Source organism: Streptomyces sp. NPDC048254 (genome assembly GCF_043201895.1).
In the GTDB taxonomy this organism is placed as follows: Bacteria; Actinomycetota; Actinomycetes; order Streptomycetales; family Streptomycetaceae; genus Streptomyces.
The window spans coordinates 59,539-80,244 of record NZ_JBICZJ010000028.1 but is presented as its reverse complement, the minus strand read 5'-3'; the positions used below and the strand labels follow the sequence as shown (position 1 = coordinate 80,244).

20 protein-coding genes and 1 pseudogene are annotated in these 20,706 nt (G+C 72.6%); 10 read left to right on the top strand and 11 right to left on the bottom strand.

What is annotated here, in order from left to right; genetic code table 11:
• The first annotated feature begins 276 nt into the window (after positions 1 to 276).
• Positions 277 to 1,017, top strand: a complete 741-nt coding sequence (locus ACGFZQ_RS47345) for a CPBP family intramembrane glutamic endopeptidase (protein ID WP_382530505.1) — start codon at positions 277 to 279, stop codon at positions 1,015 to 1,017.
• Here the strand turns inward: ACGFZQ_RS47345 and ACGFZQ_RS47340 are convergent.
• Both ACGFZQ_RS47340 and argG read right to left on the bottom strand, forming a co-directional pair.
• Positions 1,007 to 1,819 (bottom strand): PhzF family phenazine biosynthesis protein, encoded by an 813-nt coding sequence (locus ACGFZQ_RS47340; protein ID WP_393845725.1) that lies wholly within the window; start codon positions 1,817 to 1,819, stop codon positions 1,007 to 1,009. The two genes, ACGFZQ_RS47345 and ACGFZQ_RS47340, sit on opposite strands and share 11 nt — an antisense overlap.
• Positions 1,820 to 2,146: 327 nt before the next feature.
• Complete coding sequence (gene argG / locus ACGFZQ_RS47335; RefSeq protein ID WP_351734227.1) at positions 2,147 to 3,595, bottom strand: argininosuccinate synthase; 1,449 nt, start codon at positions 3,593 to 3,595, stop codon at positions 2,147 to 2,149.
• A 170-nt stretch (positions 3,596 to 3,765) separates the two neighbouring features.
• Between argG and ACGFZQ_RS47330 the strand changes: the two genes are divergently transcribed.
• Entirely contained in the window at positions 3,766 to 4,374 is a 609-nt protein-coding gene (locus ACGFZQ_RS47330; RefSeq protein WP_393845724.1) for a PadR family transcriptional regulator, read from the top strand.
• Between the two features lie 75 nt (positions 4,375 to 4,449).
• Here ACGFZQ_RS47330 and ACGFZQ_RS47325 read toward each other — a convergent pair whose 3' ends face one another.
• Positions 4,450 to 4,878 carry an SRPBCC family protein gene (locus tag ACGFZQ_RS47325; protein ID WP_393845723.1) on the bottom strand — a complete coding sequence of 143 codons (429 nt, stop codon included), beginning with the start codon at positions 4,876 to 4,878 and terminating at the stop codon, positions 4,450 to 4,452.
• A 115-nt stretch (positions 4,879 to 4,993) separates the two neighbouring features.
• Positions 4,994 to 5,188, bottom strand: a complete 195-nt coding sequence (locus ACGFZQ_RS47320; RefSeq protein WP_351734115.1) for a hypothetical protein — start codon at positions 5,186 to 5,188, stop codon at positions 4,994 to 4,996.
• 200 nt (positions 5,189 to 5,388) lie between these two features.
• Between ACGFZQ_RS47320 and ACGFZQ_RS47315 the strand changes: the two genes are divergently transcribed.
• Both ACGFZQ_RS47315 and ACGFZQ_RS47310 read left to right on the top strand, forming a co-directional pair.
• On the top strand, positions 5,389 to 5,964 hold the full coding sequence (locus ACGFZQ_RS47315; RefSeq protein WP_393845722.1) for a Clp protease N-terminal domain-containing protein: 576 nt from the start codon (positions 5,389 to 5,391) through the stop codon (positions 5,962 to 5,964).
• Between the two features lie 52 nt (positions 5,965 to 6,016).
• On the top strand, positions 6,017 to 6,988 hold the full coding sequence (locus ACGFZQ_RS47310; protein ID WP_393845721.1) for a DMT family transporter: 972 nt from the start codon (positions 6,017 to 6,019) through the stop codon (positions 6,986 to 6,988).
• 116 nt (positions 6,989 to 7,104) lie between these two features.
• Here the strand turns inward: ACGFZQ_RS47310 and ACGFZQ_RS47305 are convergent, their stop codons facing one another.
• Complete coding sequence (locus tag ACGFZQ_RS47305) at positions 7,105 to 7,803, bottom strand: pyridoxamine 5'-phosphate oxidase family protein (RefSeq protein WP_393845720.1); 699 nt, start codon at positions 7,801 to 7,803, stop codon at positions 7,105 to 7,107.
• Positions 7,804 to 7,839: 36 nt separating this feature from the next.
• Between ACGFZQ_RS47305 and ACGFZQ_RS47300 the strand changes: the two genes are divergently transcribed.
• From ACGFZQ_RS47300 to ACGFZQ_RS47290, 3 genes and pseudogenes are all read left to right on the top strand, one after another.
• Positions 7,840 to 9,174 (top strand): aminotransferase class I/II-fold pyridoxal phosphate-dependent enzyme, encoded by a 1,335-nt coding sequence (locus ACGFZQ_RS47300; protein ID WP_393845719.1) that lies wholly within the window; start codon positions 7,840 to 7,842, stop codon positions 9,172 to 9,174.
• 99 nt (positions 9,175 to 9,273) lie between these two features.
• On the top strand, positions 9,274 to 10,176 hold the full coding sequence (locus tag ACGFZQ_RS47295) for a LysR family transcriptional regulator (RefSeq protein WP_393845718.1): 903 nt from the start codon (positions 9,274 to 9,276) through the stop codon (positions 10,174 to 10,176).
• A 7-nt stretch (positions 10,177 to 10,183) separates the two neighbouring features.
• Positions 10,184 to 11,134: pseudogene (locus ACGFZQ_RS47290) on the top strand (MFS transporter); the annotation flags it as partial.
• 12 nt (positions 11,135 to 11,146) lie between these two features.
• On the opposite strand, the gene ACGFZQ_RS47285 reads toward ACGFZQ_RS47290, so the two are convergent.
• Complete coding sequence (locus ACGFZQ_RS47285; protein WP_393845717.1) at positions 11,147 to 11,611, bottom strand: pyridoxamine 5'-phosphate oxidase family protein; 465 nt, start codon at positions 11,609 to 11,611, stop codon at positions 11,147 to 11,149.
• 78 nt (positions 11,612 to 11,689) lie between these two features.
• Between ACGFZQ_RS47285 and ACGFZQ_RS47280 the strand changes: the two genes are divergently transcribed.
• Positions 11,690 to 12,334 carry a cysteine hydrolase gene (locus ACGFZQ_RS47280; protein WP_393845716.1) on the top strand — a complete coding sequence of 215 codons (645 nt, stop codon included), beginning with the start codon at positions 11,690 to 11,692 and terminating at the stop codon, positions 12,332 to 12,334.
• A gap of 8 nt (positions 12,335 to 12,342) precedes the next feature.
• Here the strand turns inward: ACGFZQ_RS47280 and ACGFZQ_RS47275 are convergent, their stop codons facing one another.
• Positions 12,343 to 12,846, bottom strand: coding sequence for a Rieske (2Fe-2S) protein (locus ACGFZQ_RS47275; RefSeq protein WP_393845715.1), 504 nt, complete (start codon positions 12,844 to 12,846; stop codon positions 12,343 to 12,345).
• A gap of 337 nt (positions 12,847 to 13,183) precedes the next feature.
• Between ACGFZQ_RS47275 and ACGFZQ_RS47270 the strand changes: the two genes are divergently transcribed.
• Positions 13,184 to 14,665 (top strand): amidohydrolase, encoded by a 1,482-nt coding sequence (locus tag ACGFZQ_RS47270; protein WP_393845714.1) that lies wholly within the window; start codon positions 13,184 to 13,186, stop codon positions 14,663 to 14,665.
• Positions 14,666 to 14,774: 109 nt separating this feature from the next.
• Here ACGFZQ_RS47270 and ACGFZQ_RS47265 read toward each other — a convergent pair whose 3' ends face one another.
• On the bottom strand, positions 14,775 to 16,100 hold the full coding sequence (locus ACGFZQ_RS47265; RefSeq protein WP_393845763.1) for a lysine N(6)-hydroxylase/L-ornithine N(5)-oxygenase family protein: 1,326 nt from the start codon (positions 16,098 to 16,100) through the stop codon (positions 14,775 to 14,777).
• Positions 16,101 to 16,184: 84 nt separating this feature from the next.
• On the opposite strand from ACGFZQ_RS47265, the gene ACGFZQ_RS47260 reads away from it, so the two are divergent.
• Positions 16,185 to 17,138 (top strand): methionyl-tRNA formyltransferase, encoded by a 954-nt coding sequence (locus ACGFZQ_RS47260; protein ID WP_393845713.1) that lies wholly within the window; start codon positions 16,185 to 16,187, stop codon positions 17,136 to 17,138.
• Between the two features lie 312 nt (positions 17,139 to 17,450).
• On the opposite strand, the gene ACGFZQ_RS47255 is transcribed toward ACGFZQ_RS47260, so the two are convergent.
• The 3 genes from ACGFZQ_RS47255 to ACGFZQ_RS47245 form a co-directional block, all read right to left on the bottom strand.
• Entirely contained in the window at positions 17,451 to 18,362 is a 912-nt protein-coding gene (locus ACGFZQ_RS47255; protein ID WP_393845712.1) for an ABC transporter ATP-binding protein, read from the bottom strand.
• 4 nt (positions 18,363 to 18,366) lie between these two features.
• Entirely contained in the window at positions 18,367 to 19,407 is a 1,041-nt protein-coding gene (locus tag ACGFZQ_RS47250; protein ID WP_351734221.1) for an iron chelate uptake ABC transporter family permease subunit, read from the bottom strand.
• A 68-nt stretch (positions 19,408 to 19,475) separates the two neighbouring features.
• On the bottom strand, positions 19,476 to 20,471 hold the full coding sequence (locus ACGFZQ_RS47245) for a FecCD family ABC transporter permease (RefSeq protein ID WP_393845762.1): 996 nt from the start codon (positions 20,469 to 20,471) through the stop codon (positions 19,476 to 19,478).
• Positions 20,472 to 20,706 lie beyond the last annotated feature (235 nt).

Sequence of the window (20,706 nt, the reverse complement as noted above, 5' to 3'; positions counted from 1 at the left end):
GGCTGGTCGCGCAGTTCCCCGCGCCCCTGACCACGTTGCCGCGCACTCTCTTACACCGCGATGGCGGTGCAGTCCGCCGTACGCCGGTACGCGGCGTCGGGGGTCGGCCGCGCCTGTCCGGGGTTGATCGGGCAAGCTGTGACGTCCCATGACGGTGGTGCCTTTCCTGTCCTCCGACAGCCAGGCACGTACGGTCTTGCTCAACCGGAGGCAGGAGTGCAGGTGGAGGCGGATCAGGTGGCCGGGACTTACCCACTGGAGCGGCCCTCGCAGCGCATGTTCAGGGACGAGACGCTGCTCGTTCTGGGGCTTTCGCTCGGTGCGAGTGGCGTGTCCGCCCTGATCAGCTTTGTCGGATCGGTCACCAAGCCGGGCGGGCTCAAGGACCAGGCGGCGACCCTCAACGCGTCCGCCGCACCGGGCCGCCCCTGGCTGGACCTCGCCTGGCAGCTGTTCGGCATCGCGAGCGCGCTCGTCCCCGTCCTCCTGGTCGCCCATCTCCTCCTGCGCGAGGGTGCGAGCCTGCGCACGCTCGGCTTCGACCGCACCCGCCCCTGGCCCGACCTCGGGCGCGGGGCGGGGATCGCGGCGGTGATCGGCAGTACCGGAATCGCCTTCTACCTGGCCGCACGCGGCCTCGGCTTCAACCTCACGGTGGTGCCCGAGGCACTGCCGGACGTGTGGTGGAAGTACCCCGTGCTGATCCTCTCCGCGATGCAGAACGCGATCCTCGAAGAGGTCATCGTGGTGGGTTACCTGCTGCGCCGCCTTGACCGGTTGGGGTGGAGCGCGGGCACCGCCCTGGTGGCCAGTTCCGTACTGCGCGGGTCGTACCACCTCTACCAGGGGATCGGCGGCTTCGTCGGCAACATGGTGATGGGTGTGGTCTTCGTCTACCTGTACCGGCGGTGGGGCCGGGTCGGTCCCCTGGTGGTGGCGCATTCCCTGCTCGACATCGGCGCCTTCGTCGGCTACGCGCTGCTGGCGGGCAAGGTCGGCTGGCTGCCTACGGCGTGAGCAGTTCCCCGTCGATCACGGTGACGGCCCGTCCGGTGAGCAGGGTGCGGTCGCCGCGCAGCGAGGTACGGACGAAGCCGGTACGGCGGGAGGCCTGGAGCCCGGTCAGGTCGGGCCTGCCGAGCCGGGCGGACCAGTGCGGCGCGAGGGCGGTGTGCGCACTGCCGGTCACCGGGTCCTCGTCGATGCCGACGTTCGGGAAGAAGCACCGGGAGACGTAGTCGTAGCCCTTCGCCGGGTCCTCGGCGCGGGCGGTGGCGATGATCCCGCGCGCGGAGTGGGCGCCGAGGGCCTTGAGGTCGGGGGAGAGGCCGAGCACGGTCTTCTCGTCGGCGAGTTCGAGCAGCAGGTCGCCGATGTTCGGGCCGGTGTCGAAGGCGGCGACGGGTTCGGCGCCGAGCGCGTCGGGGACGCCGGCGGGGGTGTCGACGCGGGTGAGCGGGGCGGTGGGGAAGTCGAGGGTGATCGCCCCGTCCGCGCCGGGCGTCGCGATCAGCACCCCGCTCCGGGTGGCGAACCGCACGGGCCCCGCCTGCGTCCCCGTCGTACCGATCACATGGGCGGTGGCGAGCGTGGCGTGCCCGCACATCGCGACCTCGGTGACCGGGGTGAACCACCGCAACGCCCAGTCGGCGTCCGCGCCCTCGGGCAGGGGGTGCGCGAACGCGGTCTCGGCGTGGTTCACCTCCATGGCGACGTTCTGCATCCACCCGTCCTCGGGAAAGCCGTCCAGCAACACGACCCCGGCCGGGTTCCCGGCGAAGGCCCGCTCGGCAAAGGCGTCGACGATTCGAATCCGCATGGACCAGACGCTAGGGCTTGCACACCGCACCCACCCAAGGCCAATCCCGGATCCCTGGCCCGATTTCCACCGGGTGGACTCGTCACCGCGCGGACCGTCAAGGGCGGGGCGGGGGTCGTGAAGCGCGGGTGGCATGGCGGAGGGGCTGAGGCAAGGCCTCCGCAACCACAATGGCGCGCCCTTCACGGGCGCGGGGAACTGTGCGAAGAGGCACGACGGCGCCGCACCGGCCGGCGGACCGTCAGTTCCCACGGCGCGATGCCCGACCGCACCCCGGCAACGAAAAGGGCCGACCCGTCACCGACTCGGCCCTCCTGAGCGGCACGCTCAGTCCGTGCCCATTTCCATCGCCGCCCGGTCCAGGAGTTCGTCGGCGTCGGCCGCGGCCTCCCCGCGGGACGCGATCGCCTCGGCGCCGCCCTCCGGCATGCTGCCGATCAGGCCCGTCGCCGCGGCTTGCGCCGCACCGATCGCCGGGTTGGCGGAGCCGATCAGGCCGAGGCCCGCGTACTGCTCCAGCTTCGCGCGGGAGTCGGCGATGTCGAGGTTGCGCATGGTCAGCTGGCCGATCCGGTCCACCGGACCGAACGCCGCGTCCTCGGTCCGCTCCATCGACAGCTTGTCGGGGTGGTAGCTGAACGCCGGACCCGTCGTGTCGAGGATCGAGTAGTCCTCGCCGCGCCGCAGCCGCAGTGTCACCTCACCGGTGACGGCCGCGCCGACCCACCGCTGGAGCGACTCGCGGATCATCAGCGCCTGCGGGTCCAGCCACCGGCCCTCGTACATCAGCCGGCCCAGCCGCCGGCCCTCGTTGTGGTACTGCGCGACCGTGTCCTCGTTGTGGATCGCGTTGACCAGCCGCTCGTAGGCCGTGTGCAGCAGCGCCATGCCCGGCGCCTCGTAGATGCCCCGGCTCTTGGCCTCGATGATCCGGTTCTCGATCTGGTCGGACATGCCGAGGCCGTGCCGGCCGCCGATCGCGTTGGCCTCCATGACCAGTTCGACGGCGGTCCCGAACTCCTTGCCGTTGACGGTCACCGGCCGGCCCTGGTCGAAGCCGATCGTCACGTCCTCGGGGAGGATCTCGACCTCGGGGTCCCAGAACCGCACGCCCATGATCGGGTCGACGGTCTCGATGCCGTTGTCCAGGTGCTCCAGGGTCTTCGCCTCGTGCGTGGCGCCCCAGATGTTGGCGTCCGTGGAGTACGCCTTCTCGGTGCTGTCCCGGTACGGCAGCCCGTGCGCGAGCAGCCACTCGGACATCTCCTTGCGGCCGCCGAGCTCGGTGACGAAGTCCGCGTCCAGCCAGGGCTTGTAGATCCGCAGGTGCGGGTTGGCGAGCAGGCCGTACCGGTAGAACCGCTCGATGTCGTTGCCCTTGAAGGTCGAGCCGTCGCCCCAGATCTGGACGTCGTCCTCCAGCATGGCCCGCACCAGCAGCGTGCCGGTGACGGCACGGCCCAGCGGGGTGGTGTTGAAGTACGCCCGCCCACCGGAGCGGATGTGGAACGCGCCGCAGGTCAGCGCGGCCAGGCCCTCCTCGACCAGCGCGGCCCGGCAGTCGACCAGGCGCGCGATCTCGGCACCGTAGGTCTGCGCGCGGCCGGGCACCGAGGCGATGTCGGGCTCGTCGTACTGGCCGATGTCGGCGGTGTAGGTGCACGGGACGGCGCCCTTGTCGCGCATCCACGCGACCGCGACCGAGGTGTCGAGCCCGCCGGAGAAGGCGATGCCGACGCGCTCGCCGGCGGGAAGGGAGGTGAGGACCTTGGACATAGGAAGAGTATGCATCAGAACGCATGGTCATGCAACGTCATGCAGTGCCCCCGGTTCGCGGTTGAACTGAACGGATTACCGAACGGGGTTGTCATCCGAACACTCCCGATATATCGTTGACGCATCGCGAACGATACGCGACAGATCAACGATGGAATGGAGTGGTTGCCATGCGTTCCCACGGATACGAGCGTGGACATGGACATGGACATGGACAGCGACAGGGACGCCGTGCGGCGTTCGGGCCCTTCGGCCCGGGCGGCCCCGGCTTCGGCCCCGGCGGGCCCGGTTTCGGACCGGGGCACTGGGGGCCGCGAGGGCGCGGAGGTCCCAGGGGGAGGGCGCGGCGCGGTGACGTCCGGGCCTCGATCCTGGCCCTGCTGAAGGACCGCCCGATGCACGGCTACGAGATGATCCAGGAGATCGCCGAGCGCAGCGGCGGTGCGTGGAAGCCCAGCCCCGGCTCGGTCTACCCCACCCTCCAGCTGCTGGAGGACGAGGGCCTGATCACCAGCGAGAGCGAGGGCGGCAAGAAGCTGTTCTCCCTCACCGACAGCGGCCGCACGGCCGCCGACGAGGGTCCGGACGCCCCTTGGGAAGAGGCTTCCCGCGGGGTCGACTTCGAGGCCCTCGGCGAGATCCGGCAGGCCGGCTTCGGTCTGATGGAGGCCTTCGGGCAGGTCTGGAAGACCGGCAGCAAGGAACAGCGCGAGAAGGCGCTGGCCGTCATCAACGAGACCCGCAAGAAGCTGTACCTCATCCTCGCCGACGAGGACTGACCCTCGTGGTCACGGCGAACAGGGCGCCCCGTGGAGTGATCCGCGGGGCGCCCTTCCGGCTGCCCGGGGCAGGGCTCAGGCCACCAGTCCGGCCAGCTTGCGCAGCGACTCGTTCAGGGCGGCCGTCGCCGAGTCCTTGAGCTTGCCGGCCATCAGTGACACGGCCGCGCCCGTGAACTCGCCGTCGATCCGCACTCCCGTCGCGTCCCCGTCGGGGGTCAGCGTGTAGCGGGTCGCGACGGTCACCGCCATCGGGCCCTTGCCGCGGATCGCCAGCACCCGCGTCGGCTCCAGCTCCTCGATGGTCCACTCGACCTCCGCCGGGAAGCCCATCAGCTTCATGTTCTCCTGGAAGGTCACGCCCACCGCCAGGTTCTCCGGGCCGCCCTTGGGGAAACTGGTGTGGGTCGCGTTCCACTGCCCGTACGCCGGCCAGTCGGTGAGCTGTGCCCACACCTTCTCGGCCGGTGCCTGGATGCGTGACTCCGCGCTGACTTCGGCCATGCGACCACCCCTTCGTATCGGGCTACGGTGTCGCGGAACGTAGCCGCAGGGCCTCGAACATTCAATACTGATGAACCGTCAGGAAATGTGCGGATCCCCGGTCGCGCCCGGAGCCTCAGCCCACCCGCCGTATCTCCGCCGCGTCGAACAGGTCCCAGGCCCGCGGGAACGCGCTCTCGTCGTGGCAGTGCCACGCATCCCAGAACAGGTCCGCGAGCAGCGCGTCCTCCGGCGCGTACACCCGGTACACGTACTGCCTGCCGTCGACCGCAGGCAGCGCGACCAGCCAGCAACCGCACCCGCTCTCCACAACGACGAGAGACGTACGACCGGTGTGCGGCGGTTGCGTACGGGGCGCACGGCAAGACGGCGCGCGCCCTCGCGGGGGGAATCGGCCTGATCTCATCCGTAAGGAGGAGATTCCGGCCGTCGCCGTCCACTCTGCGTGGGACGCGAAGATGCTTCCCCCCGGCGATGACTCAAGCGCTTGCGGTTGATGAGGTAGGGGATGTGCAACCCCGTATTCCCCGCCAGCCCGACCAGGACCAGGGCGGCATCCACGCGGACGACGATGCAGGGCTCGGTGCCGAGCTGGCAGCGGTGGTCGCCGGTGCCCGCCGGAGGGCCGTGCGGGACGGGGACCGCCAGGTCGACACCGCCCATCTGCTGCACTCGCTGATCGAGTACGACCCCGAGGTCCGCGCCGTCATCGGCGACGCCCCGCAACTCGCCCGGCTGCTCGGCTATCTCGTGCAGCGCAGCATCGGCTACGGGCTGCGCTGGCAGAGCGGGGTCGAGGACTCCGGCGCGCTGCCGGCCGTTCCGCAGGCCGGCGCGAAGGGGGACGGGGCCTGGTCGCCGGTGGCCGCGGCCGCCCTGGAGTACGCCCGCAGCCGCGCCCGGCGCCGCACCGCCGACCGGGCCGACGGCACCGATCTGCTGGCGGGCCTCGTCGTGGACCCGGAGTCCCGGGCCGTGGAGGTGCTGGAGCGGGCCGGAGTGGCCGCCCGTGCCCTGGCCGTGCGGGTCGACGGGGACGTCGGAGTCTGGGACGCCGAGGCGGAGAGCCGCACCTCCAGTCTGTGAGACAGGGGTCAACCGGGGTGACGCTCATGTCGCGCCCTGGCATCATGTGCCGGTGCGTATCACTGACAGCAGCCATGGCAGGGGCCTCGGGCTCTCCCTCGCCCTCGGGTCGGCGCTCGCCTTCGGCGGCTCCGGCGTCGCGGCCAAGCCGCTGATCGAGGCCGGGCTCGACCCACTGCACGTGGTGTGGCTGCGGGTGGCGGGAGCCGCCCTGGTGATGCTGCCGCTCGCCGTCCGCCACCGTGACCTGCCGCGCCGCCGGCCCGCGCTGCTCGCCGGGTTCGGCCTGCTCGCCGTCGCCGGGGTCCAGGCCTGCTACTTCGCCGCGATCTCCCGCATACCGGTGGGGGTGGCACTGCTCGTGGAGTACCTCGCCCCCGCGCTGGTGCTCGGCTGGGTCCGCTTCGTCCAGCGCCGGCCGGTCACCCGCGCCGCCGCGCTCGGTGTCGCCCTCGCGGCCGGCGGTCTCGCGTGCGTCGTGGAGGTGTGGGCGGGGCTGAGCTTCGACGCGCTGGGGCTGACGCTGGCCCTGGCGGCGGCGTGCTGTCAGGTGGGGTACTTCGTGCTCGCCGATCACGGTGGCGGAGACGGCGTGGATCCCCTGGGAGTCATCGCGTACGGGCTGCTGGTGGGGGCCGGTGTGCTGACGCTCGTGGCGCGGCCGTGGACGATGGACTGGTCGGTGCTGGGCGGCTCCGCGCGGATGAACGGGTCGACGGTGCCGGCGTTCGTCCTGCTGGTGTGGGTCGTGCTGGTCTCGACGGTCGTCGCCTACGTCACCGGTGTGCTGTCGGTGCGGCGGCTGTCTCCGCAGGTCGCGGGGGTGGTGGCCTGTCTTGAGGCGGTCGTGGCGACCGTGCTGGCCTGGGTGCTGCTGGGGGAGCGGCTGGCGGCGCCGCAGGTACTGGGCGGGGCCGTCGTGCTGCTGGGCGCGTTCATCGCGCAGTCCTCGACGCCGGCGGCGGAGTCGGTGGTGGACCGGAGCGCGGTGGAGGGGCGGGTCGCCTCGACGTCCGCGGGGTGACCGGTCCGTCGGCGGGCCGGGGTTGTCCGTGGCCGATCGCGCCCACATGGCGGCAGCCGCTCATCGATACGGCCCCGCGCCCCTGACGGGGCGCGTGCCCCTTGCCGGAACCGAGATCAGACGCCCTTCAGGTACGACGGAACCGGTACGTCCGCCGCCAGGTCGGCGTTGGCGACCGGAGTGCCGTACCCCTTGCGCAGCGGCACCAAGCCCGCCCAGTACGGCAGGTCCAGGTCCTCGGGTTCGTCGTGGGCGCCGCCCGTGCGGGTCTTGGCCGAGACTTCGGCCAGGTCCAGGCGGATCACCGCCGTCGCGGCCAGTTCCTTCTTGTCGGCCGGGCGGGAGTCGGCGGAGCGGCCCGGCACCACGTGGTCGACCAGGGCGTCCAGCGCGAGGCGCTTCTCCTCGGGGTCGGTGACCTGGTGGGCGACGCCGTGCACCACGACCGAGCGGTAGTTGATCGAGTGGTGGAAGGCGGAGCGGGCCAGCACCAGGCTGTCGACATGGGTGACCGTCACGCACACCGGGAGCCCGGGGTCGGCCTGGCCGGTCATCCGCAGCGGGCGCGAGCCCGTCGAACCGTGCAGGTACAGCACCTCGCCGACCCGGGCGAACAGCGTCGGCAGCACCACCGGCGCGCCGTCGCGCACGAAGCCGAGGTGGCAGACGTACCCCTCGTCGAGGATCGAGTGCACCACGTCCTTGTCGTACGTCGCCCGCTCTGCGGAGCGCGTCGGGACAGTGCGGTCGGTCGGGGTGTAGGCGGCGGGCTGCGTCGGTACGGTCTCCTGCACGGCGGGCTCGGCGGTCTCCATTGCGCATCTCCATTGCACTAGTGCATAATCGGCTTTGTGCTAGGAGAATATCGGATCGAAGGCCGGGGCGCAGCGGAGATTGCGGCCAGCGTCGAGCGTGCGGTGGGTACGGGCGAGCTGGAGCCGGGCCAACTGCTGCCACCGATGCGGGAGTTGGCGGGCCGGCTCGGGGTGAATCCCAATACGGTCGCGGCCGCATACCGCACCCTGCGCGAGCGCGGGGTCATCGAGACCGCAGGCCGGCGGGGCAGCCGGGTCCGGTCCACGCCGGCCACCACCGGACGGGAGAAGATCCGGGTCGACGTCCCGGCCGGCGTGCGCGACCTGTCCTCCGGCAACCCCGACCCCGCGCTGCTCCCCGCCCTCGCGCCGGCCCTGACGGCTCTGGCGGCCGACGAGGGCGAGCGCGCCCCGGTCCTCTACGGCGTCGACCCCGTCGAGCCGGAGCTGGAGCGGATCTCGCGCGCCGAACTCACCGCCGACGGCGTGCCCGACGGGCCGTTCACCATCACCTCCGGCTCCCTCGACGCCGTCGAGCGGGTCCTGCTGGCGCACCTCAAGCCGGGCGACCCGGTCGCCGTCGAGGACCCCGGATGGGGCCGCACCCTCGATCTCGTCCCCGCACTGGGGCTGCGCACCGTCCCGGTGGCCGTCGACGACGACGGACCGCGCGCCGACAGCCTGCGCCGGGCGCTGGAGTCCGGGGCGCGCGCCCTGATCGTCACCGCCCGGGCGCACAACCCCACCGGCGCCGCGGTGAGCGCCGCCCGCGCGCGTGCGCTGCGCGCCGTGCTGCGCGACCACCCGCACACCGTGCTGATCGAGGACGATCACGGCCACGGCATCGTCGACCTGCCCCTGCACCCCCTGGTGGGCACCACCCGGCACTGGGCCTTCGTCCGCTCGGTCGCCAAGGCCTACGGCCCGGACCTGCGGCTGGCCGTCATGACCGGCGACGAGGTCACCGTTGACCGGGTACGGGGCCGGCAGCGGCTGGGACCGGGCTGGGTGAGCCGCCTGCTCCAGCGCACGGTGGTCCGGATGCGGACGGACGGCGCGGTGCACGGCCCGCAGGTGGCGGCGGCCTACCGGGCCCGCCGCGAGCTGCTGATCGACGCGCTCGCCGACCACGGCATCGAGGCGCACGGCCGCAGCGGCATGAACGTCTGGGTCCCGGTCCCGGACGAGACGGGCGCGGTGTCCCGTCTGCTGCACGAGGGGTGGGCGGTGTCCCCGGGGGCGCGGTACCGCCTGGCCTCCCCGTCCGGCATCCGGATCACGGTTTCGACACTGACCCCCGAGGAGACCGGCCCGCTGGCGGCGGCCGTCGCGGCGGCGGTCACACCGGCTAGAGGGCGCATCCAGGCCTAGGCGGAACCGAACCCTCGGGTGAGGACGCGTCGCGGGTGCCGGCGCCAACGTCGTAGCACCATTGAGTTTTCCCGGTCGGAACCTCTTAGAATCACTTACATGTTGAACCTGGAGCGCCTGCGCACCCTCGACGCCCTCGCCCGGCACGGCTCGGTGAGCGGGGCCGCCGAGGCCCTGCATGTCACCACGTCGGCGGTGTCGCAGCAGATGGGCAAGCTGGAACGGGAGGTGGACCAGCAGCTCCTCGCCAAGAACGGCCGGGGGGTGCGGCTCACCGACGCCGGCCGGCTGCTCGCCGAGCACGCGGCCCGGATCCTCTCCCAGGTGGAGCTGGCCCAGTCCGACCTGGAGGCGCACCGCGGTCAGGTCGTCGGCGAGCTCGCGATGGCGGCGTTCCCGACGGCCGCCCGCGGCCTGTTCCCGACCGCGCTGGCCACCCTGCACGCCCTGCACCCGGCGCTGCGCGTGCGCTCCAGCGAACTGGAACCGGAGAAGGGCGTCGCCGGGGTGGTGCGCGGCGACCTCGACCTCGCCGTCGTCCTGGACTGGTACAACAAGCCGATGCCGCTGCCCGACGGGCTGGTCAAGGCGCCGCTGCTGGACGACCCCGCCGATGTGGCCCTGCCGGCCGCGCACCGGCTGGCCGGGCGGGACGAGGTGGACCTGGGGGAGTTCGCCGACGACGAGTGGATCACCTGGGGCGAGGGCGAGTTCTGCCACGAGTGGCTGATGTTCACGCTGCGCTCCCGCGGCATCGAACCGCTCATCGGCCACCGCGCGGCCGAGACCCACACGCAGCTCAACCTGGTGGCCGCCGGGCTGGGGGTCTGCATCGCGCCGCTGCTGGGCCGCCACCCGGTGCCGGAGGGCGTCCTCATGGTGCCGCTGAAGCAGCGGGCGCGCCGCCATGTCTACGCCGTCTGGCGGGCCGACGCCGACCGCCGTCCCTCGATCCGCGCGGCGGTACAGGCCCTGCGGGGCGCGGCCGAGGCGATCTCCTGAAACGCGCGCCCGGAGCACGGCCGTGGCGGCGTCGCTGCTGGTGCGGGTGGTGGGCGTGGTCCTGCTGCTGGCGGCCCCGGCGGGGCATGTCTCCTTCTTCGTGGCTGCGGCGCTCTTCCTCGGCATCGGCAACACGGCCTGGCCGGCCGCCCACGCCGCCCTCGTGGCCACCGTCGCCCACGGCCGGGAACGCGACGCGGCCCTCGCGGCCGGCCGATCCCTGCGCAACGCCGGCATGGGCGTCGGCGCACTCGTCGCCACCGCCAGCCTGGCGGGCGGCAGCACCGCGTTCCGGGCCCTGGCGGCCGGCACCGGGCTCGCCTACTGCGCCGCCGCGGCCCTGGCATGGTCGGTCCGCATCCACGCGCATCCGGCCGCCGCCCCGACGGAGGACGCGGACGACCGGCCCGCACCCCGGATGCGCGCGCTGCTGATCGCCAACGTGGTCTACGTTTTCTGCCTCAACGTCCCCGAGATCGCGCTCCCGCTGGTCCTGGTGACACAGCTGCACGCGTCCCCGGTGTGGTCGGCCGTGATCTTCGTGGCCAACACGGTGCTGGTGGTCGGCCTCCAGGTACCGGTCACCGTCCTGATGTCCCGGTTCTCCCGGCGGACCGCGCTCGCCCTGGCCGGCCTGGTGCTCACCACGTCCTACCTCGGCTTCCTCGCGGTCGCCGGGGCGGGATCCGGCTGGGGCGCCCCGGCCCTCGCCGCGGTGTCCGTGGTCTGCGCCCTCGGTGAGATCGGCTACGCGGGCAGCGCCACCGCACTCGTGACCCATCTCGCCCCGGCCCATCTCCTGGGCCGGGCCCTCGCCCGCTTCCAGCTCTCCACGGGGTTCGGCCTCGCGGTCTCCCCGGCGGTCATCACCACGCTCACGGCGCGCGGCCCGGCCGCCCCCTGGGGCACCCTGGCCGCGGCCACCCTGCTGTCCGCCGCGGCCGTCGCCACCGAGTAGGCCCGATGCTCCTCAGCTCCCCAGCTTGCGGAAGTCCCAGGAGGCGATCTTCGTCGGGGTCAGCCGGGCCCAGGCGTGCCTGCCGTCGTGCGGCATCTCGTCCAGGCCGAAGTTCTTGCGCGCGAACAGCGTCTCGACGTAGTCGAGTTCGGCGACCAGCTCACCGGTGCGCGGCACCTCGCCCACGAACTCGGCGGTCCCCCTCAGCTCCACGCCGCGCAACTGGTCGTACTCCTCACCGGAGTCGACCACGACCGCCACCCGCGGATCGCGGCTCAGGTCCTTCCAGCGCTGGCTGCGCACCACCGAGTACAGCCACAGCGACGTGCCGTCCCAGGCGAACCACAGGGCGCTGACATGCGGGTCACCGGACGCCGACACGGTCGCGACCCGGCAGGTGCGCTGTGTGGTGAGGAACTCGTCCAGTTCGCCGGACGTCATCATGATCTTCCGGCCCCGGCGCTGAGTGACGGTCATGCGGCCCCCTCTTCTTCCGTTCCCGCGCAATGCTGGTTAGTCTCGCCCGCCCCGCACCAAGGCGGAAGGGGGCGTCACATGCCGTCGTACGAACGGCTCGCGGAGCTCATCGATCCCGTGAGCACCGTCCTGCTCACCGTGGAGTGCCAGCAGGGCGTGGTCGGCCCGCAGAGCGCGCTGCCCGAACTCGCCCACGAGGCCCGGGCGTCGGGCGCCCTCGCCAACATCGCCCGGCTGGTCGCCGCCGCCCACGACACCGGCGTCCAGGTGATCCACGCGGTCGCCGAACGCCGCCCCGACGGCCGGGGGGCGAACCGCAACGCCCGCCTGTTCCGGGCCGCCGAGCGGCTGCCCGTCCAGCAGCTCTCCGGCACCGCGGCGGTCCGCGTCGCGCCGCCCATCGAGGTCGCGGAGGAGGACCTGGTGGTACGGCGGCTGCACGGCCTGTCGCCGATCCAGGGGACCGACGTCGACCCGCTGCTGCGCAACCTCGGCTGCCGCACCCTGATCGTCACCGGGGTCTCGGCCAACGTGGCCGTCCCCAACGCCGTGTTCGACGCGGTGAACCGGGGCTACACGGCCGTCGTCCCGGCCGACGCCGTCGCGGGAGTGCCCTCCGAGTACACCCCCGCGATGGTCCGCAACACCCTCGCGTTGGTCGCTACGGTCGCGACCACGGACGAGGTGCTCGGCTGCCTCAAGAACCCACGCAGGCGGGCCTGAGCCGAGGGTCAGGCCAGCGTGATCTGGTCACCGGAGACGGTGATGTTCGCGGCCGTCAGACCCGTCGTCGCCGGGCCCTTCTTCACGCTGCCGTCGGCGATGGCGAACTCGCTGCCGTGGCAGGGACAGACGATCGCGCCGTTGGCGATGCTCGCCACCGCGCAGCCCGCGTGCGGGCACTTCGTCGAGAACGCCTTGTAGGTGCCCGCCGCCGGCTGGGTGACGACCACGGCCTGGTCCTTGTAGATCGTGCCGCCGCCCTCGGGTATGTCCGAGGTCTTGGCGAGCGCGGAGCCACCGGCCGCCGCCGTGGAGGTGTCGGTCGAGCCGCCCGAGCCGTTGCTGTCCTGGGTGGTGGAGCCACCGCCCGCGTTGTTCGTCGTCGTGGAGCTCGAGTCGTCGTCGGACGACCCGCAGGCGGTCAGCGCGGCGGCGAGCCCCGCCGCGCCGGCAGCCGCCATGATCGTACGGCGGGCCGGTTTGGCAGAGGGGTTGAGCGATGCGCTGGTCATGTGAGGGATTCCCTTCCGCGGAGCTTCTCGTTGATCCGTCCAGGGGTACGGTCTTCGGGCACCACCTGTTCAGACGGCATCCCGATAGTGACCACCTCGACATGAGCCCCCGGTAAAACGTCGCTGTCGGTTCCCTGTCGGCGTCCGCGGACGGCGACCGATTCGGGACGAGACGGAGCGTGTCGCCCCGAGGAAGCGGCAGAAGTCACCGTGCCGGCGGGCCGTGGCGCGCCAGGGCAAGTGGGTAAGGTAAGCCTAATTTTGTGTGGCTGTCGCTGTTGAGCGGTGGCGTAGCGTGCCTCTGCCGGGCGACTGTGCCGCCGCGGAGGGAGGCTCGATGACGGACTTCGCAGGCACATCGCGCGCGCCGGTGGCGGGGACACCGCCCCGGGGAACGGCGGTGACGCTCGCCCGGGTTCGGCTGGGGGCGGGCGGACCGCCCGTCCGCGTGCGGGTGGCGGACGGCGGGGTCACCCACGTGGTCGCGGAGCAGGGGCCCCCGGCGTCCGCCGGACTCGTCGCGGGTGACCGGGTCCTCGACCTGGACGGGCGGGTACTCCTGCCCGGACTGTGGGACGCCCACGTCCATCTCGCCGAGTGGGCCAGCGCGCGCCGCCGGCTCGATCTGTCCGGCACCGCCTCCGCACGGGAGGTGGCCGACCGGGTCCGCGACCACGGCCGTACGGCCCCCGGCGGGTCGGTGCTGTTCGGATACGGCTTCCGGGACGGGCTCTGGAGCGACGCCCCGCACAAGGAGCTGCTCGACGCGGCCCTGCCGGATCGGCCGGTCGCCCTGGTCAGCGCCGATCTGCACGCCGTGTGGCTGAACTCCGCCTGCCTGGCGCTGGCCGGCCGGGGCGACCACCCGACCGGACTGGTCCGGGAGCACGAGGGACACGTGGTCCTCTCGGCGCTTCCCGAGGCGCCGGCCGAGACGGTGGACGACTGGGTCGCCGACGCCTGCCGGGCCGCCGCCGCACGCGGGGTCACCGGTGTCATCGACTTCCAGTTCGGCGACACCGTGGGCGCCTGGGAGCGGCGCTCGGCGGACGTCCCGCCGGCCGTACGGGTGGCCGCGGCCGTCTACCCGAGCCACCTGGACGCGGCCCTGGCGCGCGGACTGCGCACCGGGTCCGGGATCGGCGCGCACGGGGACCTGGTGCGGGTCGGCCCGCTCAAGCTCTTCACGGACGGCTCGCTCAACACCCGTACCGCGCTCTGCCGTGACCCCTACCCCGGCCTTGAGGGCGCGGACGGCGCCCACGGCATCGAACCCGCGGTGCACGCCATCGGCGACCGCGCCAACACCGTGGCCCTGGACGCCTTCGAGGCCGTGCGCTGCCGTGGCCGGATCGAACACGCCCAGCTGCTGAGCCCCGAAGACCTGCCGCGCTTCGCGGAGTTGGACGTGGTCGCGGGGGTGCAGCCCCGGCACGCCACGGACGACCGGGACGTGGCGGACCGGTACTGGGCCGGCCGCACCGAACGCGCCTTCGCCTACGCCGACCTGCTGGCCGCCGGGGCGCGGCTGGAGTTCGGCTCGGACGCCCCCGTTTCACCGCTCGACCCCTGGCTCGCCGTCGCGTCGGCCGTCAGCCGCACCGACGACGGCCGCCCCGCCTGGCATCCCGAACAGCGCCTGCCGGTACGGGACGCGCTGGCCGCGGCGGCGCGCGGGCGCCGGCTCATCCGGGTCGGGGACCCCGCCGACCTGGTGGTCGTGGACGCGGATCCGCTGACGGCGGACCCGGACACGCTGCGCGCGATGCCGGTGCACGCCACGATGACGGACGGCCGCTGGACCCACGGGCCGTACTGAACCCGCTCCGCGACGGCGTTGCCGACCGTGTTCGACGACCGGTCACGGAAAGCCCCGTGGCCCGGACGGGACCGTACCGTCCGGGCCACGGGAGTGCGGGGGGGCGAGGTCAGGCCGCCGTCAGCCGGTCGGCCAGCACGGACCGGTGGATCTCCTCCGCCCGGACCGCCACGGTCGACAGCAGCGTGCTGGTGAGCCCGTGGGTGTGCTCGGTGCCGCCCTGGAGGTAGATGCCCGCGGTGACCTCCGGCACCGTCTCGACACGGTGGTCCCGGCCCACCCGGATCGCGTCACCGTCGTCCTTGAGGCACAGCTTGGCCGCGTCACCGAGGAGCGCCGCCAGGTCCCGGGGCCGGTAACCGGTGGCGAGCACCAGGATGTCGGCGGGCAGCACCTGCCGCTCGCCGGTGGGCAGGAACTCGACGGCGATGTCGAGTGCGCCGTCGGCGGCGGGCGTGACACCGCGGACCCGCGAGACGTTGAGGAAACGCAGCCGCTCCCGGCCGGCCACCTTCTCCCGGTACGTGGTGGCGTACAGCGACTCGATCAGATCCATGTCGACCACCGAGTAGTTCGTGGAACGGTGGTAGTCGAGCAGGGACTGTTTGACCTCGGACGGCGACGAGAAGTAGACGTCGACCGCCTCCGGATCGAAGATCCGGTTGGCGAACGGACTGTCGTCGGCGGGGGTGTAGCCGTACTTGGCGAAGACCGAGCACACCTCGGCGTCCGGAAAGGTACGGTGGAGGTAGTCCACCGTCTCGGCGGCGCTCTGCCCGGCGCCGAGCACGACCGCCCGCCGCACCGCCGCACCCGTTCCGGCCAGTTGCTCGGCACGCGGTATCAACTCGCTGTTGTGCCAGACGCGTTCGGCCAGTTCGAGGCCGGGCGGCACATGCGGTTCGAGTCCCATCGCCACACTGATGTTGCGGGCCCGGTGGGTCACGGCCGCCCCGGGGCGCGCCGGGTCACGGCGGGTGACGTCGAAGAAGCCCACCCGGCCGTCCTCGTCGCGCACCGGGTCCACCGCGAGCACCTCGCTGTCGTACGACACCTGGTGCGCGACCCGCGTGGCCGCCCATTCGAAGTACTCGTGGAACTCCATCCGCAGCGGGAAGAGCGTCTTCTGGTTCAGGAAGTCGATCAGTCTGCCGCGCTCGCGCAGGAAGCACAGGAAGCTGTAGTCGCTGGTCGGATTGCGCAGCGTGACGAGGTCCTTGAGGAAGGAGACCTGCATCGTGGCGTCGTCGATCAGCATGCCCCGGTGCCAGCCGAACCGCGGCTGGCGTTCCAGGAACAGGGCATCGATCCGACGGTCCCCCGCGAGACCCGCGTTGTGTTCCTCAACCGCTATGGACAGAGCGAGATTTGACGGGCCGAAACCGATCCCGACGATGTCGTGGACGACGTCGGGACCATTGACCGGTGATTTCACCTTGGCATCGCCTCCCTCAGGCCAGCCCATGCTAGATAAGGTAAGGCTTACCTAGCAATGGAGTCTTGGAAGGGAAGGACCGTCATGCGGGTCGTCATGCTCGGCTACCAGACGTGGGGTCACCGAACGCTGCAGGCGTTGCTGGACTCCGATCACGAGGTCGTCCTCGTCATCACCCACCCGAGGAGCGAGCACGCCTACGAGAAGATCTGGGACGACAACGTCGCCGAGCTGGCCGAGAAGCACGACGTGCCGGTGCTGCTGCGCAACCGCCCCGACGACGCCGAACTCCTCGCCGCCGTAAGGGAGTCCCGTCCGGACATCATCGTCGCCAACAACTGGCGGACCTGGCTGCCGCCGGAGCTGTTCGACCTGCCCCCGCACGGCACCCTCAACGTCCACGACTCCCTGCTGCCGGCCTACGCAGGGTTCTCGCCGATCATCTGGGCGCTGCTCAACGGCGAGGAGCGGGTCGGGGTGACCGCGCACCGCATGAACGCCGAACTCGACGCCGGGGACGTCCTGGTGCAGCGCTCGGTGCCGGTCGGGCCCACCGACACGGCAACCGACCTGTTCCACCGCACCGTCGGCCTGATCGCGCCCATCGTGCGGGAGTCGCTCGACCTGATCGCCTCCGGCCGGGACGCCGGCCAGTGGATACCGCAGGACCGCGGCCGTGCCAGCTTCTTCCACAAGCGGTCCCTGGAGGACAGCCGCATCGACTGGACGTGGCCGGCGGAGCGCCTGGAGCGCCTGGTGCGGGCCCAGTCGGACCCGTACCCCAACTCGTACGCCTTCCACGGCGGCGAGCGGCTGCGGATCGTCTCCGCGGCGGTCTCCGAGGGGCGTTACGGCGGCACCCCGGGCCGGATCTTCATCCGCGAGGGGGACGGCGTGGTCGTCGTGGCCGGCGCCGACGCCCATACGGGCCGCGGCCGGGGTCTCCTGGTCCGGCGGGTACGGACCGACGACGGCACGGAGTACGCAGCGGCGGACTACTTCCGCACGATGGGCGGCTATCTGACGTCCCGCCCCTGACAGCGGGCCCCGGCCCCCGGCGAGCCCGGCGGCCGTCCGGGGCTTGCGTCCCCGGCGGGTGCCGGCCGTTCGCGGACCCCCGGCCCGCCTGACGGCCCTTCGGTGAACCTGGTGGCCCCCGGCGGGCTCCGGGGGGCAGCGGCCTTCCGGCCGACTCGGCGGACCCGCCCGGCCGTTCAGGGGGCCGGAGGGTTCAGCGGCGCGGGGACTCGCCGTTCCTCCCGGGGCCGAGGCTCGCGTTGCCCAGTTCTCCGTCCGCCCAGCCGCTCTCCCCCGGCCGACCGGCAGGGCGCGGTGCCGCGGGAGGTCGGCTCAGTCGATGGCGGCCGGTACCGTCTTCTCGGTGGCGTGGGTGCCGTCGTCGTGGTGGTGGCGGCCGAGCGGGATGACCATCGGGGTGCCGCTGACCGGGTCGGGGGTGATCCGGCAGCGCAGGTCGAAGACGTCCTCGACGGTGGCCTCGGTGACGACCTCGGCCGGCGGGCCCTCGGCGACGATCCGGCCCGCCTTCATGGCGATGACGTGATCGGCGTACCGGCAGGCCTGGTTGAGGTCGTGCAGCACCATCACCACCGTGCGGCCCTCGCGCCGGTTGAGGTCCGTGATCAGGTCGAGCACGTCGATCTGGTGCGCGAGGTCGAGATAGGTCGTCGGCTCGTCCAGCAGCAGTACGGGGGTGCCCTGGGCGACCGCCATGGCGATCCACGCGCGCTGCCGCTGGCCTCCGGAGAGCTCGTCCACCGGCCGGTCCGCGAGGTCGGTGAGTTCGGTCGCGGCCAGCGCCGCCCGCACGGCCTCCTCGTCCGCCGCCGACCACTGCCGCCACCAGGTCTGGTGCGGGGAACGCCCGCGGCCCACCAGGTCGACGACGGTCAGCCCCTCCGGCGCCACCGGCGTCTGCGGCAAAATGCCGAGCTTGCGAGCGAGTTCGCGGGTCGGTATCGAGCGCAGTGCGGCGCCGTCCAGCTCGACGACGCCCTGCCGCGGGGCGAGCAGCCGGGCAAGGGCACGCAACAGGGTGGATTTTCCACAGGCGTTGGCGCCGACGATGGCCGTGATCCGGCCGGTGGGCACGGTGAGGTCCAGGTCCTCCACCACCGGCCGGCCGTCGTAGGCCAGATGGAGGCCGGCGGCCCGCAACTCAGGCCCGGCCGCGGGCTTTTCGGGGGAACCGGCCGAGCGGGGGGTGGTCGGCCGCGGGGTGCGCGAGTCGGTGGTCGACATGGGATCAGCCTCCAGAGCCCGCGCGGTTGGCGCGGATGAGCAGCCACAGCAGGACCGGCGCGCCCAGGGCGCCGGTGACGACCCCGACCGGCAGTTCCGTCCCGGGGATCGCCTCGCGAGCGACGAGGTCGGAGCCGAGGACGACGAACGCGCCGGTGAGGCCGGAGACGAGCGGGGGCGGTGACGAGGTGCCCGCCAGCCGCAGGGCGATCTGCGGACTGGCCAGGGCCACGAACGCCACCGGGCCGGCCGCGGCGGTGCCGAAGGCGATCAGGCCGACGCCGGTGAGCAGCAGCGCCAGCCGGACCGGCTGGACGGGGGTGCCGAGCCCGGCCGCCACGTCGTCGCCGAGCTGGAGCGTCCGCATCCAGCGGCCCATGCCCAGGGCCACCGGCAGCAGCACGGCCAGGGCGACGGCCAGCGCGTCCACCTGCTCCCAGGTACGGCCGTTGAGGTTGCCGACCAGCCAGCCGAGCGCCTCCTCCGCCTGGAACCGGTTGCCCCGGGCCACCAGGAAGTCGGTGGCGCTGGTGCAGATCCAGGACACGCCGATGCCGACGAGGATGATCCGGTAGCCGGTGGTCCCGCCCTTCCAGGCCAGCGCGTACACGAGGAGCGCGGTCGCGAGGGCGCCGAGCAGTCCCAGCGTGGACAGCCCGAGGCCACCGGTCCAGCCGAGGACCACCGCCGCGACCACCGCGGTTCCGGCGCCCTCGGTCAGCCCGATCATGTCGGGGCTGGCCAGCGCGTTGCGGGTCATCGTCTGGAACACGGCCCCGGAGACACCGAAGGCGATACCGACGAGGAGCCCGGCGAGGGCGCGCGGCAGCCGCAGGTCCCGTACGACGGTGAGGGTGCCGGGATCGCCCACGCCGAACAGGGCCTTGACGACGTCGGGGAGGCTCACCGGATAGTCGCCGAGGGCCAGGCCCCAGCAGAACAGCGCGAACGCGCCGAGGGCGACGAGCACTCCGGTCAGTACGAGGCGCGGCCGGAACGTCCCGGAGACGGGGGGCGCGGCCAGCCGGAAGGGCCGGTCGCGCAGCACGGGCCGGGTCCGGGCGCCGGGGGAGGACTGTGTGTTCGGCTGAGCGGCCGATGGAGAGGTCACGTTCACACCTCCGCGAGCTTGCGGCGGCGCACCAGGGCGATGAAGAAGGGGCCGCCGAGGAACGCGACCAGGACGCCGGCCTGGATCTCGGTGGGCCTGGCCACCATCCGGCCCACGATGTCGGCGGTCAGCAGCAGGACGGGGGCCAGCGCCGCCGACAGCGGCAGCAGCCAGCGGTGGTCCGGGCCGACGCCGGCCGCTTGGGCGAGCACCCGGGCGATATGCGGGACGACCAGGCCGAGGAAGACCACCGGGCCGATCACGGAGACCGACGCGCCGGTCAGCAGTACGACCGCGGTCACGCCCTGGAGCCGTACCAGACCGAGCCGCCGCCCCAGCGAGGCGGCCACGTCGTCGCCGAGGGCCATGCTGTTGAGGGCGGGGGCGCAGGACAGCGCTAGGACGGCGCCGACCGCGAGGAACGGCCAGATGCGCAGCAGATCGCCGGAGTCCTGGTCGGCCAGGGTGCCGGCGGACCAGAAGCGGTACCGGTCCAGCGCGTCCTGGTCGGTCAGCACCACGGCGCTGGTGAGCGAGGACAGCAGCGAGGTGACGGCCACTCCGGCGAGCGCCAGCTTGACCGGGGTCGCCCCGGACCGGCCGAGCCGCCCGAGCAGGAAGACCAGGACGCTGGCGGCCAGCGCCCCGGCGAACGCGAACCACACGTAGCCGTACAGCGATCCGACCCCGAACACCGCGACCGAGACGACGATCGCGAAGGAGGCGCCGGCGCTGACCCCGAGGATCCCGGGGTCGGCGAGGGGGTTTCGGGTCAGGGCCTGCATCAGCGCGCCGGACATGCCGAGCGCCGCGCCGGTCGCGAGACCCAGCAGGGTGCGGGGGATGCGCACCGACCAGATCACGTGGTCCACGAGCCGGCTGGGCGGATGCCCGAGGACCGAGCGGACCACTTGGTCGAGCGGGACGCTCAACGCGCCCAGCGCCACGGAGAGAAGGGACAAAAGGACCAGGAGGGCGACGATCAGTGTCACCAGCACCGTCGTACGAAGCCTTCTGTCTGAAGCCACTTGCCGGTCTCCATGCCGTCTGCCGGTGGGCCCGCGGCCACTCCTGAGGGCGGGTTAGGTGAGCATAACCTCAGCCGCTGTGACTTGGACCGCTGAAAGCGCATCGACCCTGTTGAGTTAGGCAATCCTTACCTTACTATCGAGCGGTCGCGGCTCCGCTGAGCCGTTCCACACCTATGGGGAGGCACGGGCAGCTGTGTCGGGC

What these genes read in the sequence shown, in the direction of transcription:
- ACGFZQ_RS47260 (WP_393845713.1), top strand. Translation starts at nt 16,185, where the DNA reads ATGCGGGTCGTCATGCTCGGCTACCAGACGTGGGGTCACCGAACGCTG.
- ACGFZQ_RS47285 (WP_393845717.1), bottom strand. Translation starts at nt 11,611, where the DNA reads ATGACCGTCACTCAGCGCCGGGGCCGGAAGATCATGATGACGTCCGGC.
- ACGFZQ_RS47270 (WP_393845714.1), top strand. Translation starts at nt 13,184, where the DNA reads ATGACGGACTTCGCAGGCACATCGCGCGCGCCGGTGGCGGGGACACCG.
- ACGFZQ_RS47330 (WP_393845724.1), top strand. Translation starts at nt 3,766, where the DNA reads ATGCGTTCCCACGGATACGAGCGTGGACATGGACATGGACATGGACAG.
- ACGFZQ_RS47295 (WP_393845718.1), top strand. Translation starts at nt 9,274, where the DNA reads ATGTTGAACCTGGAGCGCCTGCGCACCCTCGACGCCCTCGCCCGGCAC.
- ACGFZQ_RS47340 (WP_393845725.1), bottom strand. Translation starts at nt 1,819, where the DNA reads ATGCGGATTCGAATCGTCGACGCCTTTGCCGAGCGGGCCTTCGCCGGG.
- argG (WP_351734227.1), bottom strand. Translation starts at nt 3,595, where the DNA reads ATGTCCAAGGTCCTCACCTCCCTTCCCGCCGGCGAGCGCGTCGGCATC.
- ACGFZQ_RS47325 (WP_393845723.1), bottom strand. Translation starts at nt 4,878, where the DNA reads ATGGCCGAAGTCAGCGCGGAGTCACGCATCCAGGCACCGGCCGAGAAG.
- ACGFZQ_RS47275 (WP_393845715.1), bottom strand. Translation starts at nt 12,846, where the DNA reads ATGACCAGCGCATCGCTCAACCCCTCTGCCAAACCGGCCCGCCGTACG.
- ACGFZQ_RS47280 (WP_393845716.1), top strand. Translation starts at nt 11,690, where the DNA reads ATGCCGTCGTACGAACGGCTCGCGGAGCTCATCGATCCCGTGAGCACC.
- ACGFZQ_RS47255 (WP_393845712.1), bottom strand. Translation starts at nt 18,362, where the DNA reads ATGTCGACCACCGACTCGCGCACCCCGCGGCCGACCACCCCCCGCTCG.
- ACGFZQ_RS47345 (WP_382530505.1), top strand. Translation starts at nt 277, where the DNA reads ATGTTCAGGGACGAGACGCTGCTCGTTCTGGGGCTTTCGCTCGGTGCG.
- ACGFZQ_RS47305 (WP_393845720.1), bottom strand. Translation starts at nt 7,803, where the DNA reads ATGGAGACCGCCGAGCCCGCCGTGCAGGAGACCGTACCGACGCAGCCC.